Genomic DNA, 14,895 nt, shown 5'->3' with positions numbered 1-14,895 from the left:
CGTTCTATTCAGAGCCCGCGCCTGGCTTGAGCCGAGCCCGCGGATGGGCCGCGTCGTACACCTTGGCCAGGTGCTGAAAATCCAGGCGCGTGTAGACCTGCGTGGTAGTGATGTTGGCGTGGCCGAGCAGCTCCTGCACGGCGCGCAGGTCGCCGCTGGACTGCAGCAGGTGGCTGGCGAACGAGTGGCGCAGCATGTGCGGGTGCACCGGCGTGGTCAGCCCCGCCTGCTGGCTGCGCTGGCGCAGCCGCAGCCAGATGGACTGTGCCGTGAGCCGCGCGCCGCGCTGACCCAGGAACAGTGCGGCATCCAGGCGCGCCGCCCCCTCGCCGCCGAACGGCCCGGCGCGCAGCGCCAGCCAGGCCTGCAGCGCATCCAGGGCCGAGCGACCCACGGGTACGCTGCGCCGCTTGCTGCCCTTGCCGAACACATGCGCCTCGCCCGCCTGCAGGTCGATCCAGCCGCGGCCCTGGCGCTGGGTTTCGGCACCGGGCACGGCATCAAGCCCCGCGAGCTCGCCCACGCGCAGGCCACAGCCGTAGAGCAGCTCCACCATGGCGGCGTCTCGCGCCTCCAGCCAGGGGTCGGCCCCGGTGTTGTCGAACTCGGCCAGGCGCACGGCGTCGTCCACGCCCAGGGCCTTGGGCAGGGGCTTAGGGGCCTTGGGAGCACGCACGTCCTGCACCGGGTTGTGCGGCACCAGGCCCTGGCGCCCGGCCCAGATGAAAAAGCCGCGCCAGCCCGAAAGGATGAGCGCTATGCCGCGCCCGCTGCGCCCGCTGCTGTGCATCTGCGCTACAAAGCGGCGGATGTGCGCCGTCTGCAGCTGCAGCAGGGGCAGGCCCACGCCGGCTGCAAACTGCGCCAGCTTCTCCAAGTCCAGCGTGTACAGCGTGAGCGTGCGCGCCGCCAGGCGCTTTTCCACGCGCACATGCTCCAGGTAGCGCAGCACCAGAGGATCCGGTGCCGGGGTGCCGACGTCAGGGGCGATGGGTGTGGCGGTGGTCACGAGGACAGCCGTCCGCTTGGCAGATCAGCGCAGGCGCACCAGCGCCGAGCTGGCCAGCTCGGCAATGCGCGAAAGGAATTCGGTGCCCATGGTGGCATCGAAGCGCTGGGGATCGTGCGAGCCCAGCACCAGCAGCCCGAAGGCTGGCGTGGCGCTGTCGATGGCGCCCTGGCGCAGCGGCAGCAGGGCCAGCGACTGGGCCTGCACCCCGTCCGGAGAGCTCAGCCAGCCGGCCGGCTCGAAGCCCAGGTTGGGGCCGCAAAAGGGCATGGTCAGCGACGAGGCGAAGGCCCGCGCGTCTTCACTGGCGCCCTGGGCGAAGTCGGCGTCCACATAGGGGCCGGCCACTTCCCACACGCGCACGGTGGCCTGGGGCACGTCGAACAGGGTGCGGATGCCCTCCACCACTGCTTCGGGCAGGTCGAACGGGTCCTTGACCTGCAGCAGTGCGCTGGTCCATTGGTGCACCTTGGCCGCAATGGCGGTGTTCTCGCCGCTGTTGCGCACCATGTCCATCACGCGGTGCTCCAGTCCCTTGATCTTCTCGCGCAGCATCTCGGCCTGGCGCTCCTGCAGGCTCACGGCACGGGCACCGTGGGGGCTGGTGATCTGCACGCTGGCCAGCACCTCGGCGTGGCGCTCGAAAAAGCCGGGCGTGTTCTCCAGGAACTGGGCGATGTCGTCTTCGGTGATGGGCGGGATGTGGGTGCTGGGGTTGGTCATGCTGCGTCCGGAATGTCGATCTGGCCTTCGAATACGGTGGTGGCCGGGCCGGTCATGAAAAGGGAATCGGTGCCCTCGCCGCTCCAGGCGATGGTCAGGCGCCCGCCGTGCATGTCCACATGCACCTCATTGTCGAGCAGCCCCAGGCAGATGCCGGCGGCCACGGCCGCGCAGGCGCCCGAGCCGCAGGCCAGGGTCTCGCCGGTGCCGCGCTCGAACACGCGCAGGCGCACATGGCCACGGTCCACGATCTGCATGAAGCCCGCGTTCACGCGCTCCGGAAAGCGCGAGTGGCTCTCGATCAGCGGGCCCCACAGACCCACCGGGGCCGTGTCCACGCTGTCCACCAGTTGCACCGCATGCGGGTTGCCCATGGAGACCACGGCCACCGGCACGGTGACGGGGATGCCCTGCACATCGAACGCCAGGGGCCAGGTGCGGCCGTTGCCCTGCACCGTGGGGGCCAGGGCAGTGGTATCGAAAGGCACGCGGGGCTCGTCGAGCACCGGCACGCCCATGTCTACCGTGACCCGGCCATCGGCATTGAGCCTGGGCGAGAGCACGCCGCTGAGCGTCTGCACGCGGATGGTGTCCTTGGTGGTCAGGCCCTTGTCGTAAACGTAGCGCGCAAAGCAGCGCGAGCCGTTGCCGCACTGGCCCACCTCGCCGCCGTCGGCGTTGTGGATCACGTATTCGAAGTCGATGCCCGCGGCGGGCGAGGGGCGCACGGTGAGGATCTGGTCGGCGCCCACGCCGAAATGGCGGTCCGCCAGGTAGCGGTACTGGCCGGCCGTGAGGTTCAGGCGCGAGCGGGTCTCGTCGAGCACGACGAAGTCGTTGCCCGCGCCCTGCATTTTGGTGAAGTGGATCTTCATGCTCCGGATTATCGTCGGTGGCGGGGCGGCCCTGCCAACCGCCGTGGCAATCGCAATGCCCCCATCCAGCACAGGGCGGCCAAGCGGTTTAGGCTCATGCGTCTTTGAAAACAACGAACGAGGAGCCCATGGCAGACATTTCCGCTTTCCCCATCACCCGCAAGTGGCCCGCCCAGCACCCGGACCGCATCCAGCTGTACTCGCTGCCCACGCCCAATGGCGTGAAGGCCTCGATCGCGCTGGAAGAGCTGGGCCTGCCCTACGAGCCGCACCTGGTGAGTTTCGAGACTAACGACCAGACCTCGCCCGAGTTCCTGTCGCTCAACCCCAACAACAAGATCCCCGCCATCCTCGACCCCGACGGCCCCGGCGGCAAACCACTGGCGCTGTTCGAGTCGGGCGCCATCCTCATCTACCTGGCGGACAAGACCGGCCAACTGGTGCCCCAGGACGCAGCGGCCCGCTATGAAACCCTGCAGTGGGTGATGTGGCAGATGGGCGGCGTGGGCCCGATGTTCGGCCAGCTCGGCTTCTTCCACAAGTTCGCCGGCAAGGACTTCGAGGACAAGCGCCCGCGCGACCGCTACGTGGCCGAGTCCAAGCGCCTGCTCGGCGTGCTGGACCAGCGCCTGGCCGGACGCCAGTGGGTGATGGGCGACACCTACACCATTGCCGACATCGCCATCCTGCCCTGGGTGCGCAACCTGGTGGGCTTCTATGGCGCGGGCGAGCTGGTGGCTTTCGACCAGTTCAAGGAAATAAAGCGCGTGCTGGAGGCTTTCGTAGCGCGCCCGGCCGTGGTCAAGGGCCTGAACATCCCGGCACGAGGCTAACCCATGCGCTCCTGGAGGAAATCCAGGAAGCACGCAATGCGCGCCGCCAGTTGCGTGTTGCGGTAGTAGACCGCATTGATGGGCTGGCGCACGTCCACCGTGTCGCGCGCCAGCACCTGCACCAGGCGGCCGGCATCGCGGTCGCCTGCGGTCATGAAATCCGACAGGCATACCAGCCCCACATGTTCCAGCGCCAGCTGGCGCAATGTTTCGCCGCTCGACGCGGTGAGGCTGGGCACGATCCGCCATTCGTCTCCGTGCGTGCCGCGCAGCGGCCAGCGGTTGAGCAACTCGGGTTCGTTGAAGCCCAGCAGCGTGTGCCCGGCCAGGTCGGCCACGCCCTTGGGCTTGCCGGCGCGCGCCAGGTACTCCGGGCTGGCCAGCACGCGCAGGCGGCTGGTGCACAGGGGGCGCGCATGCAGGGTCGAGTCCTGCAGCCGGCCTATGCGGATGGCCACGTCCGTGCGCTGCTCCAGCAGGTCGATGTACATCTCGTCCGTATTGAGCTCCAGCGTGATCTGCGGATAGGCCGCGCGGAACGCAGGTACCAGCGGCACCACGGCGTGCAGCATGAAGGGCGTGGCCGCATTCACGCGCAGCCGGCCGGCGGGCTGCTGGCGCCGCGCGGCCATGCTTTCCTCCGCATCGTCGATGGAGGCCAGGATGGCGCGCGTGCGCTGCAGGAAGGCCTGGCCCTCCTCGGTCAGCTCGGTGCGGCGCGTGGTGCGGCGCAGCAGTGTGGTCTCCAGCTTCTTTTCCAGGCGCCCAAGGGCCCGGCTGATGCCCGAGACCGTCTGACCCAACTGGTCCGCCGCCGCCGTGATGGAGCCGCCGTCGACCACGGCCACGAAGGCCTGCAACTCTTCCAGGGTGGATTTCATGGGCGCAATGCTCGCCGATTGTTGATTCCAAATCAACTATCTATGGCTTGTAACCGTCTTTTTCTGCAAGGCTGCAAATCCGACACTTCCCTGCATCCCCACAGGAGTGTTTCCATGCCCATTGCCTTGCTCGCGCTGACGCTCAGCGCTTTTGCCATCAGCACGACCGAGTTCGTGATCGTTGGCCTGCTGCCCACCGTGGCGGCCGACCTGTCCATCAGCATCCCCTCTGCGGGCCTGCTGGTGAGCCTGTATGCCCTGGGGGTCGCCGTCGGCGCCCCGGTGCTCACGGCCCTCACCGGCAAGCTGCCGCGCAAGGCGCTGCTGCTGTCGCTGATGGCCTTGTTCACCGCCGGCAACCTGCTGGCCTGGCAGGCACCGAGCTATGAATCGCTGGTGGCCGCGCGCATTCTCACCGGCCTGGCGCACGGGGTGTTCTTCTCCATCGGCTCGACCATCGCCACGGGCCTGGTGCCGCGCGAAAAAGCCGCCAGCGCCATTGCCATCATGTTCACCGGGCTCACCGTGGCGCTGGTCACCGGGGTGCCGCTGGGCACCTTCATCGGCCAGCACTTCGGCTGGCGCGAGACCTTTTTGGCCGTCTCGGCACTGGGCGTGGTCGCCTTCATCGGCAGCGCCCTCTTCGTGCCGCGCAATATCGCCCACACCCCACCGGCCTCGCTGCTGCAGCAGGCCAAGGTGCTGGCCGAGCCACGCCTGCTGCTGGTGTATGCCAAGACGGCCATCGGCTACGGTGGCACCTTCATTCCCTTCACCTTTCTTGCACCCATCCTGACCGACATTTCTGGTTTCAGCGCCGGTGCGGTGGGCTGGGTGATGCTGGTCTATGGCATATCGGTCGCGGTGGGCAACATCTGGGGCGGCAGGCTGGCCGACCGGCTGGGTCCGATCCCCGCGCTGCGCATCGTGTTCGCGCTGCTGGCCGCCGTATTGCTGCTGCTGCAGTTCACCGCGCCGCACCCCTGGTTGGCGCTGGTGACCGTGCTGCTCTGGGGCGCCGTGGCCTTCGGCAACGTGCCGGGGCTGCAGGTCTACGTGGTCAAGCAGGCCGAGCGTTTCACGCCCCAGGCGGTGGACGTGGCCTCGGGCCTGAACATCGCCGCCTTCAACCTGGGCATTGCCGGTGCCGCCTGGGCCGGTGGCCTGATCGTGACGCACTTGGGCCTGATGCACACGCCCTGGATAGGCGCCGTGGTGGTGCTGGGTTCGCTGGCCCTGACGCACTACAGCGGCGTGCTGGACCGCCGAGCCGGAATCCCCGTGCGCTCCAGTGGCCCGGTCCCCGTCGGCCACTGATCACCCTTTTTTCCTGCACATCCACACGGAGTCTTTCTTCATGCATTCTTCTTCCATCCCCGCCTTCGGCCTGGGTACCTTCCGCCTCAAGGACCAGGTCGTCGTCGACTCGGCGCGCAATGCGCTCGACCTGGGTTATCGCGCCATCGACACCGCGCAGATCTACGGCAACGAGGCCGAGGTCGGCCAGGCCATTGCCGAAAGCGGCGTGCCACGCAGCGCGCTGTTCCTCACCACCAAGGTCTGGACCGAGAACCTGGCGGCGGACAAGCTCATCCCCAGCCTGAAGGACAGCCTCGCCAAGCTGCGCACCGAGCAGGTGGACCTGGCCCTGATCCACTGGCCCTCCCCGGGTGGTGCCGTGCCCGTGGCCGAGTACATGGGCGCCCTGGCCGAAGCCAAGGCCCAGGGCCTGGCGCGGCACATCGGCGTCTCCAACTTCACCGTGGCGCTGATGCAGCAGGCCATTGCCGCCGTGGGCGCGGACACCATCGCTACCAATCAGATCGAGCTGCACCCCTACCTGCAGAACCGCAGCGTGGCGGATTTCGCGAAAAGCCAGGGCATCCCCATCACCTCGTACATGACCCTCGCCTACGGCAAGGTGCTGAACGAACCGGTGATCGAAGCCATTGCCCGCGCGCATGGGGCCACCGCGGCCCAGGTGGTACTGGCCTGGGCGCTGCAACTGGGCTACGCCGTGATCCCCTCGTCCACCCGGCGCGAGAACCTGGCCAGCAACCTGAAGGCGCAGCAGCTGCGCCTGACGGACACGGAGATGGCGCAGATCGCGACCCTGGACCGAGGCGGCCGGCTGGTCGACCCCGACGGCCTGGCTCCCGCCTGGGATTGACCGATCCTTTCAGCCGGCGACCACGCGCACGAAGGCCGGCACCACCCCCAGCAGGTCGCCGCGCCGCTGCAGCGCATGCACGTCGGCACGCGGTGCCTTGGCCCCCAGGGTCTTGAGCACCACGCGGGCACCGAACAGGCTGCCGAGCGACGACGGCACCAGCGCCACGCCCAGCCCTGCGGCCACCAGGCTCAGCAAGGCCGCCAGCTCCACCGTGGTCTGCGCCACCCGGGGCGCAAAGCCCGCCTGCACGCAGCACTGCACCATGTGCTCGGCATGGGCCGATGAATCGCGGCGCAGCATCACGAAGGCCTCACTGCGCAGGTCCTTCAGGGCCAGGGCCTTGCGCGCCGCCAGCGGGTGGCCGGGCGGCAAGGCGGCCACCACGGGGTCGGGCCACAGCAGGGTGCTGGAAAGCTGGTCGTCGTTGACCGCCGTGCGCGAAATGCCCACGTCGATGCGCTTGTCGCGCAGGGCCGCCTGCTGCAGCGAGGGCTGCATCTCGTGCAGCACCACGTCCACGCCCGGGTGGCTGTGCCGGTAGCGCGCCAGCGCTGCCGGAAACGGCCCGAGGAAATGCGAGCCCGACAGCCCCACCTCGATGCGCCCTGCCTGCCCCTGGCCGATGGCTGCCACGCGCTGGCGCGCCGTGTCCAGCCGCTCGAGCACCGCGCGCGCATCGACCAGGTAGGCCTGGCCCGCCAGCGTCAGCTCCACGCGCCGGCTGGTGCGCACGAACAGTTGCGCACCCAGTTCCTGCTCCAGCTGGGCGATCTGCAGGCTCAGCGGCGGCTGTGACACATGCAGGCGCTGCGCAGCGCGCGTGAAGCTCAGCTCTTCGGCCAGGGCGATGAAGTAACGCAGATGCCGCAGTTCCATTGATACTTTTCAAGTCTTGATCAAGACCAACAATATATTGGACTGTTGGTTCGCTTGTTTCCACAATACCCTGACTACAACATCCAGGCGGAGACAAACATGACGATCAAGCACAACCTGCTGGCTGCCACGCTGGCCCTTTCGGGCCTGGCCTCGGCGCAGGACAATTACCCCAGCAAGGCCATCACGCTCACCGTGCCCAACCCGCCCGGCGGTGTGGTGGACACCTCGGCCCGGTTGCTCAACGAACCCCTGGCGCGCGTGCTCGGCCAGCCGGTGGTGATCGACAACAAGGCAGGCGGCAGCGGCAACGTGGCCTACGGTGCCGTGGCCCGCAGCAAGGCCGACGGCTACAACCTGCTGATCTCGTACTCGGCCTACCATGTGGGCAACCCGGCACTGGCCCCCAGCCTGCCCTGGGAGGCCAAGGACTTCGCCCCCGTGGCCCTGCTCACCGTGGCCACCAACGTGATTGCGGCCCACCCTTCGGTGCCGGGCAACAACCTCAAGGAGTTCATCGCCTACCTCAAGGCGAACCCCGGCAAGGTCAACTACGCATCGCAAGGCAATGGCTCGCTCTCGCACATCGGCACCGAGATCTTCAAGCAGCAGAGCGGCACCTTCATGACCCACATCCCCTACCGCGGTTCGGGCCCGGCCGTGGCCGACGTGCTGGCCGGCCAGGTGCAGGTGTTCATCACCACGCCGCCCTCCGTCATGCAGCATGTGGTCAGCGGCAAGCTCAAGGCCTTTGCCGTGACCGGCACCAAGCGCCACCCGGGCCTGCCCAACGTGCCGACGGTGGCCGAGGCCGGGATGCCCGACTTCAAGCTCGAAGCCTGGGTGGGCCTGTTCGCCCCGGCGGCCACGCCACCGGCGGTGATCGCCAAGCTCACGGCCGACGTGAAGAAGGCCCTGGAGATGCCCGAGACGCGCCAGCGCGCCGACGCCGCTGGCATCGAGCTGCGCTACCTGGCGCCCGATGCGCTTGGTGACCTGGTGAAGACCGAGACCGCCTACTGGGCCAAGACCATCAAGGGCGCCGGCATCAAGGCCGACTGACCCGCCAGCACCCCGCCCCTGTGTGATCCCATTCCCGGCGCCCCGCGCGCCGGGCGGGGCAGCGCTTTGCCCATTTTTCGTGAAAGACCGCCATGCAACGCACCTACCGCATCGGGCAGATCGTGCCCAGCTCCAACACCACCATGGAGACCGAGATCCCCGCCATGCTGCGCGCCCGCGAGCAGATCCTGCCCGAGCGCTTCAGCTTCCATGCCAGCCGCATGCGCATGCAGAAGGTCACCCAGGAACAGCTGGCCGCCATGGACCGCGACTCCGACCGCTGCGCACTGGAACTTTCGGATGGAAAGATGGACGTGATGGGCTATGCCTGCCTGGTGGCCATCATGAGCATGGGCCTGGGCTACCACCGCACGTCCGAAAAGCGGTTGCACGAGGTCACGGTCGCCAACGGCAAGCCAGCGCCCGTGGTGTCGAGTGCCGGCGCCCTGGTCGAAGGCCTGAAGGCCATGGGCGCGAAGAAGGTCTCGGTTCTCACCCCTTACATGAAGCCGCTCACCCAGCTGGTGGTGGACTACATCGAGCACGAGGGCATCGCCGTGCACGACAGCCTGTCGCTGGAAATCGCCGACAACCTGGAGGTGGGCGCGCAGGACCCTGCGGCCCCGGCCCAGATCGTGCAGCGCCTGGACACGCGCGGGGTGGACGTGGTGGTGATCTCGGCCTGCGTGCAGATGCCCTCGCTGGCATCGGTGCAGGTGGCGCAGGACCGGCTGGGCATCCCCGTGGTGTCGGCGGCGGCTTGCACCACCTGGGCCATGCTCAGGCGCCTGGGGCTGGAGACCCGGGTGCCCCATGCCGGCGCCCTGCTCTCGGGCAAGTACTGATCTGCGGGAAAGCCCCGCGCTTTCCCGCATGGCGCGCCCGGCAGGCTGCGGTCAAAGCCGGATAATGGCCCCATGCCCCGCATCAGCCAGCAACTCCATCCCCACCGCGAACCCGTTCCCACCCGCCTGGCCGCCACCGTGCTGCTGCTGCGCGACGCCGAGGGCGACGGGGCGCTGGAGGTGCTGATGACGCGGCGCTCGCCGAACGCGAGCTTTGCCCCAGGGGCCTACGTCTTCCCGGGCGGCGGTATCGATGCGCTCGATGCCCAATCGCACGCCGTGGCGGACCGCCGCCCTGCGCAGAACGACCTGCACCTGACCCAGGCGATCGCCGCCATCCGCGAGAGCTTCGAGGAACTGGGCGTGCTGCTGGCGCGCCACGCCGACGGCCGCATGGCCGATGCCGCCGACATTGCCGCGCTGGACCGCAGCGCGCCGTTTGCCGCGCAGTGCGAAGCCCGGGGCCTGCGCCTGGCGACCGACAGCGTGTACCTGCTGGCCTACTGGACGGCCGACCGCGACCTGCCGCGCCGCTTCGAGGTGCCCTTCCTGGCCGCACGCATGCCCGAAGGCCAGACCCCGGTGGCCGACGAGGCCGAGCAGTTCGAGCCCGTGTGGGTGCGCCCGGCCGATGCGCTGGCGCGGCACGAGGCAGGCCAGTTCTTCATGATCTTCCCGACCATCCGAACGCTGCAGCGGCTGGCGAAATTCAAGAACACCGACGCCGTGCTCGGCGCCCTGGCCAACGAACAGCCCCTGTGGGTGAGCTGCCCGCGCGCTGGCCTGCTGGGCGGCAAAGAGGCGCGCTACATGGAAGACGAGATGCCCTTCGGCGAACTGGCGCTGGTCTGCCCCGACGGGCAGATCATTCACCCGCTCGACTGGCAGACCGACCACCCCGTACCCCTGCTCAAGAACGTGCAGCGCCTCACGGCCCCCAATTCGGGCGTGATGACCGGCCCGGGGACCAACAGCTACCTGGTGGGCGACCCGGCCACGGGTTATATCGCCATTGACCCTGGGCCGGCCGACCCCGAGCACCTGGAAAAGCTCTGGCGCGCCGCCGGTGGCGACATCCGCTCCATCGTCTGCACGCACTCGCACCCCGACCACTCTCCCGGCGCGGCGCCGCTGCAGGCGCTGTGCGTGCAGGCCGGCCAGCCAGCGCCCGCCATCCTGGGCCTGCGCTCGGCCCCCACAGCCCGCGTGGCCAGCGCCTTCACGCCCGAGCGCGAGCTGGCCCATGGCGAGCGCTTGGTGCTGTCTGCCCAAGTGGCCGATGCCGCCACCAGCCACACCCTGCAGGTGATCCACACCCCCGGCCATGCGGCCAACCACCTGTGCCTGCTGCTGGAGGAGGATGGCCTGCTGTTCAGCGGTGACCACATCCTCAACGGCAGCACCACGGTGGTCGACCCACCGGACGGCAACATGGCCGACTACCTCGATTCGCTGGACGCGCTGGACGCGGCCTGCGAGAAGCAGGGCGTGAACTTCATCCTGCCCGCGCACGGCTACGTATTGGGCGAGGCGCGCAGCGCGATCGCCCGCCTGAAGGCCCACCGCCTGGCGCGCGAGGCCAAGGTACTGGCCGCCATGCAGGCCCTGCCCCAGGGCAGCATGGACGACTGGGTGCGGCACGCCTACGACGACGTGCCCCCGCGCATGTGGCCTGTGGCCCAGCGTTCGCTGCTTGCACATGTAGAGCGCATCCGCGCCATGGAACCCGGTAATGACTGAAAAAAACCCTGAAGCCGGCCATGTCCGGCTGGCCAAGCGCGTGGCCGAGCAACTCAACTGCTCGCGCAGCACGGCCGAACAATTCATCGAGGGCGGCTTCGTGAGCGTGGAGGGCGCCGTGGTCGAGGTGCCCGGCGCGCGCGTGGCGCCGCACCAGAGCGTGGCCGTGGACCCGGACGCGAGCCTGCTGGAGCTGACCCCCGTCACCCTGCTGCTGCACAAGCCCGCCGGTTTCGAGGCGGGCCTGGGTGCGCCAGGGCAGGCTGGTGCCGCCCATGCGAGCCGTAGCCAGGGTGCAACGCCCGCCGTCACGCTGCTGGCTCTCGCCTCTCACCTGCCCGAGGATGCCTCGGGCATTCGCGTGCTGCAGCGCCATTTCCGCCAGCTCGAATGCTTCACCCCCCTGCCCACCGAGGCCAGCGGCCTGGTGGTCTACACCCAGGACAAGCGCATTGCGCGCAAGCTGGCCGAGGACATCGAATCGCTGGAGCAGGAGTGCATCGTGGAGGTGGCTGGCGAAATCGCGCCCAACGGCCTGCAGCGCCTGTGCCACGGCCTGTCATTCAATGGCCGCGCGCTGCCGCCCATCAAGGTGAGCTGGCAGAACGAGACGCGGCTGCGCTTTGCGCTCAAGGGCATACGCCCGGGGCAGATTCCGGCGATGTGCGAGGCCGTGGGCCTGCGCGTGGTGGCCGTCAAGCGCATCCGCATCGGCCGCGTGCCACTGTCCAAGGTGCCTGAGGGACAGTGGCGCTACCTGCAGCCCTGGGAGCGTTTCTGAGCAGCACTCGACAGCTATTAAAAGGTGAGCAATCACCATTTCGAGGGATGGCGATACGCCACAGGCCGCTGATACACTGCCCTCCATAACAGGAGGGAGTCCATGGACTATCAGCAATCAGGGGCCGATGCGGCGCCCGTCTCGGCCTTCGCGGCGCAGGACATCAACGCGCACCCGCTTGAATTCACCGGCAGCGGCGGCGAATACTTCCGGGTATGGATCGTCAACGTGCTGCTGACCATCCTCACCCTGGGCATCTACACGCCCTGGGCGCGGCGGCGCACTGCGCAGTATTTCTACGGCCACACCGTGGTCGCCGGCAGCCCGCTCGAATTCACGGCCCAGCAAGGTCGCATGGTCAAGGGCTTCATCGTGCTGGTGATGATCAGCATCGCCTACCAGATCGCCGTCAATACCGGGCAGGACACGGCTGTCGGGGTCTTTCTGCTCGCCGGGGCACTGCTGTCCCCCTTCATCTGGGGCAGCGCCATGCGCTTTCGCCTGGGCTCCACGCGCTGGCGCGGCCTGCGCCTGCAGTTCACCGCCTCGTGGCGCGAGGTGTACAAGGCCAGCTGGCCAGTTTTCGCCATTGCTCTGGTGTGGTTCGGCGTGTTCTTCGGCATCCAGTACCTGGCGCCCGAATCGGCCAGCGCCCTGCAGGAACTGGCTGCCGACGAGAGCGGCGACGCCGACCTGCCAACCATGACGGCCGGCATCTGGGGCCTGCTGGTGCTGGGGCTGCTGCTGTCGGTGATGTGCTTCATCCGCCTCGAATACAACTACAAAAGCCTGCTGGTGCTGCGCACCCAGGTGGGCGCCGAGGCCGGCCGCTGGAAACCGGTGTACCTGGATTTCATCAAGGTCTGGCTGGCCACGGTCGCCGTGTTCCTGCTGTTCGTGCTGGGGGTCTCCCTGCTGCTGGGCGTGCTGGCCGGCGGGACTGCGGCATTGTTCATCGACGATGCCAAGGACCGCTCGTTCGCCTTGATCATGGTGGCCATCGTCGTGGGCATATTCGGCGGTATCTTCATGCTGCTCCTGACCTCGGCGCCTGCACGCGCCTACCGCGAAGCCCGCATGTTCCAACTGATGTGGGACAACATCGGCCTGAGCCAGGTAGCGCGCTTCAAGTGCCAGTTGCGCACTGGGCGTTTCGTGCTGCTGCGCGTCAAGAACCTGTTCCTGACCCTGCTCACGCTGGGCCTGTACCGCCCGTTCGCACGGGTCAGCGAGTACCGCATGAAGGCCGAGTCCGTAACCCTGCACGTCAAGGGCAGCGTGGACCAGGTCACCAGTGCCATGGTGCGCCAGCAGAAAGAAGGCGGTATTGGTGATGCGCTGGCTGATGCGGCCGGGCTGGACCTGATCGGCTGATGAACGCCCCCCTCTCCCCTGCTGCAACACCCAGCACCCTGGTGCCAGGGCGCTGGTTCGATGGGCTGAGCAGCCAGGCCAGGCCGGTGCTCGTGGGCCTGCAGCCCACGCCCAGGGGCCCGTCGCTGGCGCTGCACCCGCTGTCACAGCCTGGTGCGGCCCCCACCGTATTCCCCTGGGGCGAGGTGGGTTGGCCCGAAGCCTGGAGCGAGCGCCGCCCGCAGCAGCGGGTGGTGGTGGACTTGCGCGACCACGGCAGCCTGGAGATCGATGCCGTGGCGCAGTGGCACGCAGCCCTTGCCGCCGCAGGCGCACGCCCCAGCCTGGCGGGGCGCATGCAGACCCGCTGGCCCGTGCTGCTTGGCGTGACGGCAGTCGCCATTGTCGGGCTGACCCTCTTCTACCGCTACGGTACGCCCTGGGCGGCCACGGAGCTCACGCGCTTCGTGCCCGTGTCCTGGGAGAACAGCGTGGCCAGCAATGTGCTCACGCAGATGGACAAGGGCACGCTCAAACCCAGCAAGCTGCCCCAGGAGCGCCAGGCCGAGCTGAAAGCACGCTTTGATACGCTGGTGCAGCAGTTGCCCACCCAGTTGCAGCGCTACCCTGGCTACGCGCCCACCTACACGCTGTCGTTCCGCTCCGGCATGGGGGCGAACGCCTTCGCCCTGCCCGGCGGCACGGTGGTGATGACCGATGGCCTGGCCAAGGCGGCAGAGAAAAAAGGGCTCAGCGACGACGCCCTCATCGGCGTGCTGGCCCATGAGATCGGCCACGTGGCCCACCGCCACACCACACGCATGGTGGTGCAGCAAGGCGTGCTGCAGATGGGCATGGGCCTGGCGCTCGGCGATGTATCGGGCATCGTCTCCACCGGCGCATCGGTGCTCACCGGCCTGGCCTACAGCCGCAACCACGAGCGCGAGGCCGACTGCTTTGCCATCGCCGTCATGTCCCATGCGAAGCTGCCCACGGCGCCCATGGGCAAGCTGCTGCTGGCCATTGCGCAGGACGAGGACGATGAGGAAAAGGCGGCCAGGAAGAAGGCCGCCACAGCCGCCAAGGAAAGCGCCAGCGCACCGGCCGAAGGCTCTGCATCCACCACCGCAGAACCCAAGGCGCCGGAGGCACTGGGCCCCGTGTGGTCCTTGCTCAGCAGCCACCCAGATACCGTGGAGCGCGCTACCGAACTGGAACAAGGGCATGCCTTGCACTGCCCCAAGCGGGGTTGATCAGCGTGTCGCCCGCACAGGGCAGGCCTGCGCGGCATTGACGACTGCCGTCGCCGCGGATTTGAATTCGATCGGATGGCTAGGCGGGGAACCGCAGACAGTGCTGTAGCACGGCAAGGCTCCCCAACGACGCTAGCCGGTCGAAGGCAAAACCGCATGAAAAGTGTGAAGCGCGCCGATAAGCCGGATTCTGTGCACCACGGTTGCCCGCGGCGTGACCGCCATTACTCTGGGCCGGGTGTCGCCACCACGGCTCGATGCTACCTACCCGCCAACTCTGCGGAACCACATCAACGTTGGCCTACTTGGTATTGCTGCGCGTAGAGATTGCCCGTTTCATCCGAACTTAATCGGCTCGTCTCTGTTGCTCTAATCCTCACCTCACGGTGGGCAGCCGTTAGCTGCTACGCTGTCCTGTGCAGTCCGGACGTTCCTCCAGTGCCTGGTTTCCCAGATTGCACCAGCGGCGGTCTGGCGCGCTTCACAGGGCG

At 68.1% G+C, this 14,895-nt stretch carries 14 protein-coding genes and 1 other RNA gene; 9 read left to right on the top strand and 6 right to left on the bottom strand.

Annotated features, from left to right (window positions below):
• Nucleotides 1–4 precede the first annotated feature (4 nt).
• From QYL93_RS00355 to dapF, 3 genes are read right to left on the bottom strand one after another with little or no spacing between them, the layout of a single operon-like run.
• Nucleotides 5–1,009, bottom strand: coding sequence for a tyrosine recombinase XerC (locus QYL93_RS00355; RefSeq protein WP_305741810.1), 1,005 nt, complete (start codon nucleotides 1,007–1,009; stop codon nucleotides 5–7).
• 24 nt (nucleotides 1,010–1,033) lie between these two features.
• On the bottom strand, nucleotides 1,034–1,732 hold the full coding sequence (locus QYL93_RS00350; RefSeq protein ID WP_179682061.1) for a DUF484 family protein: 699 nt from the start codon (nucleotides 1,730–1,732) through the stop codon (nucleotides 1,034–1,036).
• Nucleotides 1,729–2,607 carry a diaminopimelate epimerase gene (dapF, locus tag QYL93_RS00345; protein ID WP_305741809.1) on the bottom strand — a complete coding sequence of 293 codons (879 nt, stop codon included), beginning with the start codon at nucleotides 2,605–2,607 and terminating at the stop codon, nucleotides 1,729–1,731. The genes QYL93_RS00350 and dapF overlap by 4 nt, the downstream gene beginning before the upstream one ends.
• Before the next feature lie 128 nt (nucleotides 2,608–2,735).
• Between dapF and QYL93_RS00340 the strand changes: the two genes are divergently transcribed.
• Nucleotides 2,736–3,440: a glutathione S-transferase N-terminal domain-containing protein gene (locus tag QYL93_RS00340; RefSeq protein ID WP_305741808.1), complete on the top strand. Its 705-nt coding sequence runs from the start codon at nucleotides 2,736–2,738 to the stop codon at nucleotides 3,438–3,440.
• On the opposite strand, the gene QYL93_RS00335 is transcribed toward QYL93_RS00340, so the two are convergent.
• A complete protein-coding gene (locus QYL93_RS00335) occupies nucleotides 3,437–4,321 on the bottom strand; it encodes a LysR family transcriptional regulator (RefSeq protein ID WP_305741807.1) in 885 nt (294 codons plus the stop codon). The genes QYL93_RS00340 and QYL93_RS00335 overlap by 4 nt on opposite strands.
• 114 nt (nucleotides 4,322–4,435) lie before the next feature.
• On the opposite strand from QYL93_RS00335, the gene QYL93_RS00330 reads away from it, so the two are divergent.
• Nucleotides 4,436–5,638 (top strand): MFS transporter, encoded by a 1,203-nt coding sequence (locus tag QYL93_RS00330; RefSeq protein WP_305741806.1) that lies wholly within the window; start codon nucleotides 4,436–4,438, stop codon nucleotides 5,636–5,638.
• Between the two features lie 40 nt (nucleotides 5,639–5,678).
• A complete protein-coding gene (gene dkgB, locus QYL93_RS00325; RefSeq protein WP_305741805.1) occupies nucleotides 5,679–6,491 on the top strand; it encodes a 2,5-didehydrogluconate reductase DkgB in 813 nt (270 codons plus the stop codon).
• A gap of 9 nt (nucleotides 6,492–6,500) precedes the next feature.
• On the opposite strand, the gene QYL93_RS00320 is transcribed toward dkgB, so the two are convergent.
• Nucleotides 6,501–7,370, bottom strand: coding sequence for a LysR substrate-binding domain-containing protein (locus tag QYL93_RS00320; protein ID WP_305741804.1), 870 nt, complete (start codon nucleotides 7,368–7,370; stop codon nucleotides 6,501–6,503).
• A 99-nt stretch (nucleotides 7,371–7,469) separates the two neighbouring features.
• On the opposite strand from QYL93_RS00320, the gene QYL93_RS00315 reads away from it, so the two are divergent.
• The 6 genes from QYL93_RS00315 (at nucleotide 7,470) to QYL93_RS00290 (ending at nucleotide 14,404) form a co-directional block, all read left to right on the top strand.
• A complete protein-coding gene (locus QYL93_RS00315) occupies nucleotides 7,470–8,432 on the top strand; it encodes a tripartite tricarboxylate transporter substrate binding protein (protein WP_305741803.1) in 963 nt (320 codons plus the stop codon).
• A gap of 92 nt (nucleotides 8,433–8,524) precedes the next feature.
• Nucleotides 8,525–9,277, top strand: coding sequence for an Asp/Glu racemase (locus QYL93_RS00310; RefSeq protein ID WP_305741802.1), 753 nt, complete (start codon nucleotides 8,525–8,527; stop codon nucleotides 9,275–9,277).
• 72 nt (nucleotides 9,278–9,349) lie between these two features.
• Nucleotides 9,350–11,017 (top strand): MBL fold metallo-hydrolase, encoded by a 1,668-nt coding sequence (locus tag QYL93_RS00305; protein WP_305741801.1) that lies wholly within the window; start codon nucleotides 9,350–9,352, stop codon nucleotides 11,015–11,017.
• A complete protein-coding gene (locus QYL93_RS00300; protein ID WP_305741800.1) occupies nucleotides 11,010–11,798 on the top strand; it encodes an rRNA pseudouridine synthase in 789 nt (262 codons plus the stop codon). Before QYL93_RS00305 ends, QYL93_RS00300 begins: the two co-directional genes overlap by 8 nt.
• 102 nt (nucleotides 11,799–11,900) lie before the next feature.
• Entirely contained in the window at nucleotides 11,901–13,172 is a 1,272-nt protein-coding gene (locus tag QYL93_RS00295) for a YjgN family protein (RefSeq protein ID WP_305741799.1), read from the top strand.
• Entirely contained in the window at nucleotides 13,172–14,404 is a 1,233-nt protein-coding gene (locus QYL93_RS00290) for a M48 family metallopeptidase (RefSeq protein WP_305741798.1), read from the top strand. Before QYL93_RS00295 ends, QYL93_RS00290 begins: the two co-directional genes overlap by 1 nt.
• Before the next feature lie 163 nt (nucleotides 14,405–14,567).
• Here the strand turns inward: QYL93_RS00290 and rnpB are convergent.
• Nucleotides 14,568–14,887, bottom strand: an RNA gene (gene rnpB, locus QYL93_RS00285) — RNase P RNA component class A.
• Between the last annotated feature and the right edge of the window lie 8 nt (nucleotides 14,888–14,895).

The sequence above is a fragment of the Acidovorax sp. A1169 genome, from assembly GCF_030704685.1.
In the GTDB taxonomy this organism is placed as follows: Bacteria; Pseudomonadota; Gammaproteobacteria; order Burkholderiales; family Burkholderiaceae_C; genus Acidovorax.
This window is presented reverse-complemented; position numbering and strand designations above follow the sequence as displayed.

Coding starts and splice junctions, on each gene's coding strand:
- QYL93_RS00295 (WP_305741799.1), top strand. CDS start 11,901: ATGGACTATCAGCAATCAGGGGCCGATGCGGCGCCCGTCTCGGCCTTC.
- QYL93_RS00290 (WP_305741798.1), top strand. CDS start 13,172: ATGAACGCCCCCCTCTCCCCTGCTGCAACACCCAGCACCCTGGTGCCA.
- QYL93_RS00330 (WP_305741806.1), top strand. CDS start 4,436: ATGCCCATTGCCTTGCTCGCGCTGACGCTCAGCGCTTTTGCCATCAGC.
- QYL93_RS00335 (WP_305741807.1), bottom strand. CDS start 4,321: ATGAAATCCACCCTGGAAGAGTTGCAGGCCTTCGTGGCCGTGGTCGAC.
- QYL93_RS00305 (WP_305741801.1), top strand. CDS start 9,350: ATGCCCCGCATCAGCCAGCAACTCCATCCCCACCGCGAACCCGTTCCC.
- QYL93_RS00320 (WP_305741804.1), bottom strand. CDS start 7,370: ATGGAACTGCGGCATCTGCGTTACTTCATCGCCCTGGCCGAAGAGCTG.
- QYL93_RS00350 (WP_179682061.1), bottom strand. CDS start 1,732: ATGACCAACCCCAGCACCCACATCCCGCCCATCACCGAAGACGACATC.
- QYL93_RS00315 (WP_305741803.1), top strand. CDS start 7,470: ATGACGATCAAGCACAACCTGCTGGCTGCCACGCTGGCCCTTTCGGGC.
- dkgB (WP_305741805.1), top strand. CDS start 5,679: ATGCATTCTTCTTCCATCCCCGCCTTCGGCCTGGGTACCTTCCGCCTC.
- QYL93_RS00300 (WP_305741800.1), top strand. CDS start 11,010: ATGACTGAAAAAAACCCTGAAGCCGGCCATGTCCGGCTGGCCAAGCGC.
- QYL93_RS00340 (WP_305741808.1), top strand. CDS start 2,736: ATGGCAGACATTTCCGCTTTCCCCATCACCCGCAAGTGGCCCGCCCAG.
- QYL93_RS00310 (WP_305741802.1), top strand. CDS start 8,525: ATGCAACGCACCTACCGCATCGGGCAGATCGTGCCCAGCTCCAACACC.
- dapF (WP_305741809.1), bottom strand. CDS start 2,607: ATGAAGATCCACTTCACCAAAATGCAGGGCGCGGGCAACGACTTCGTC.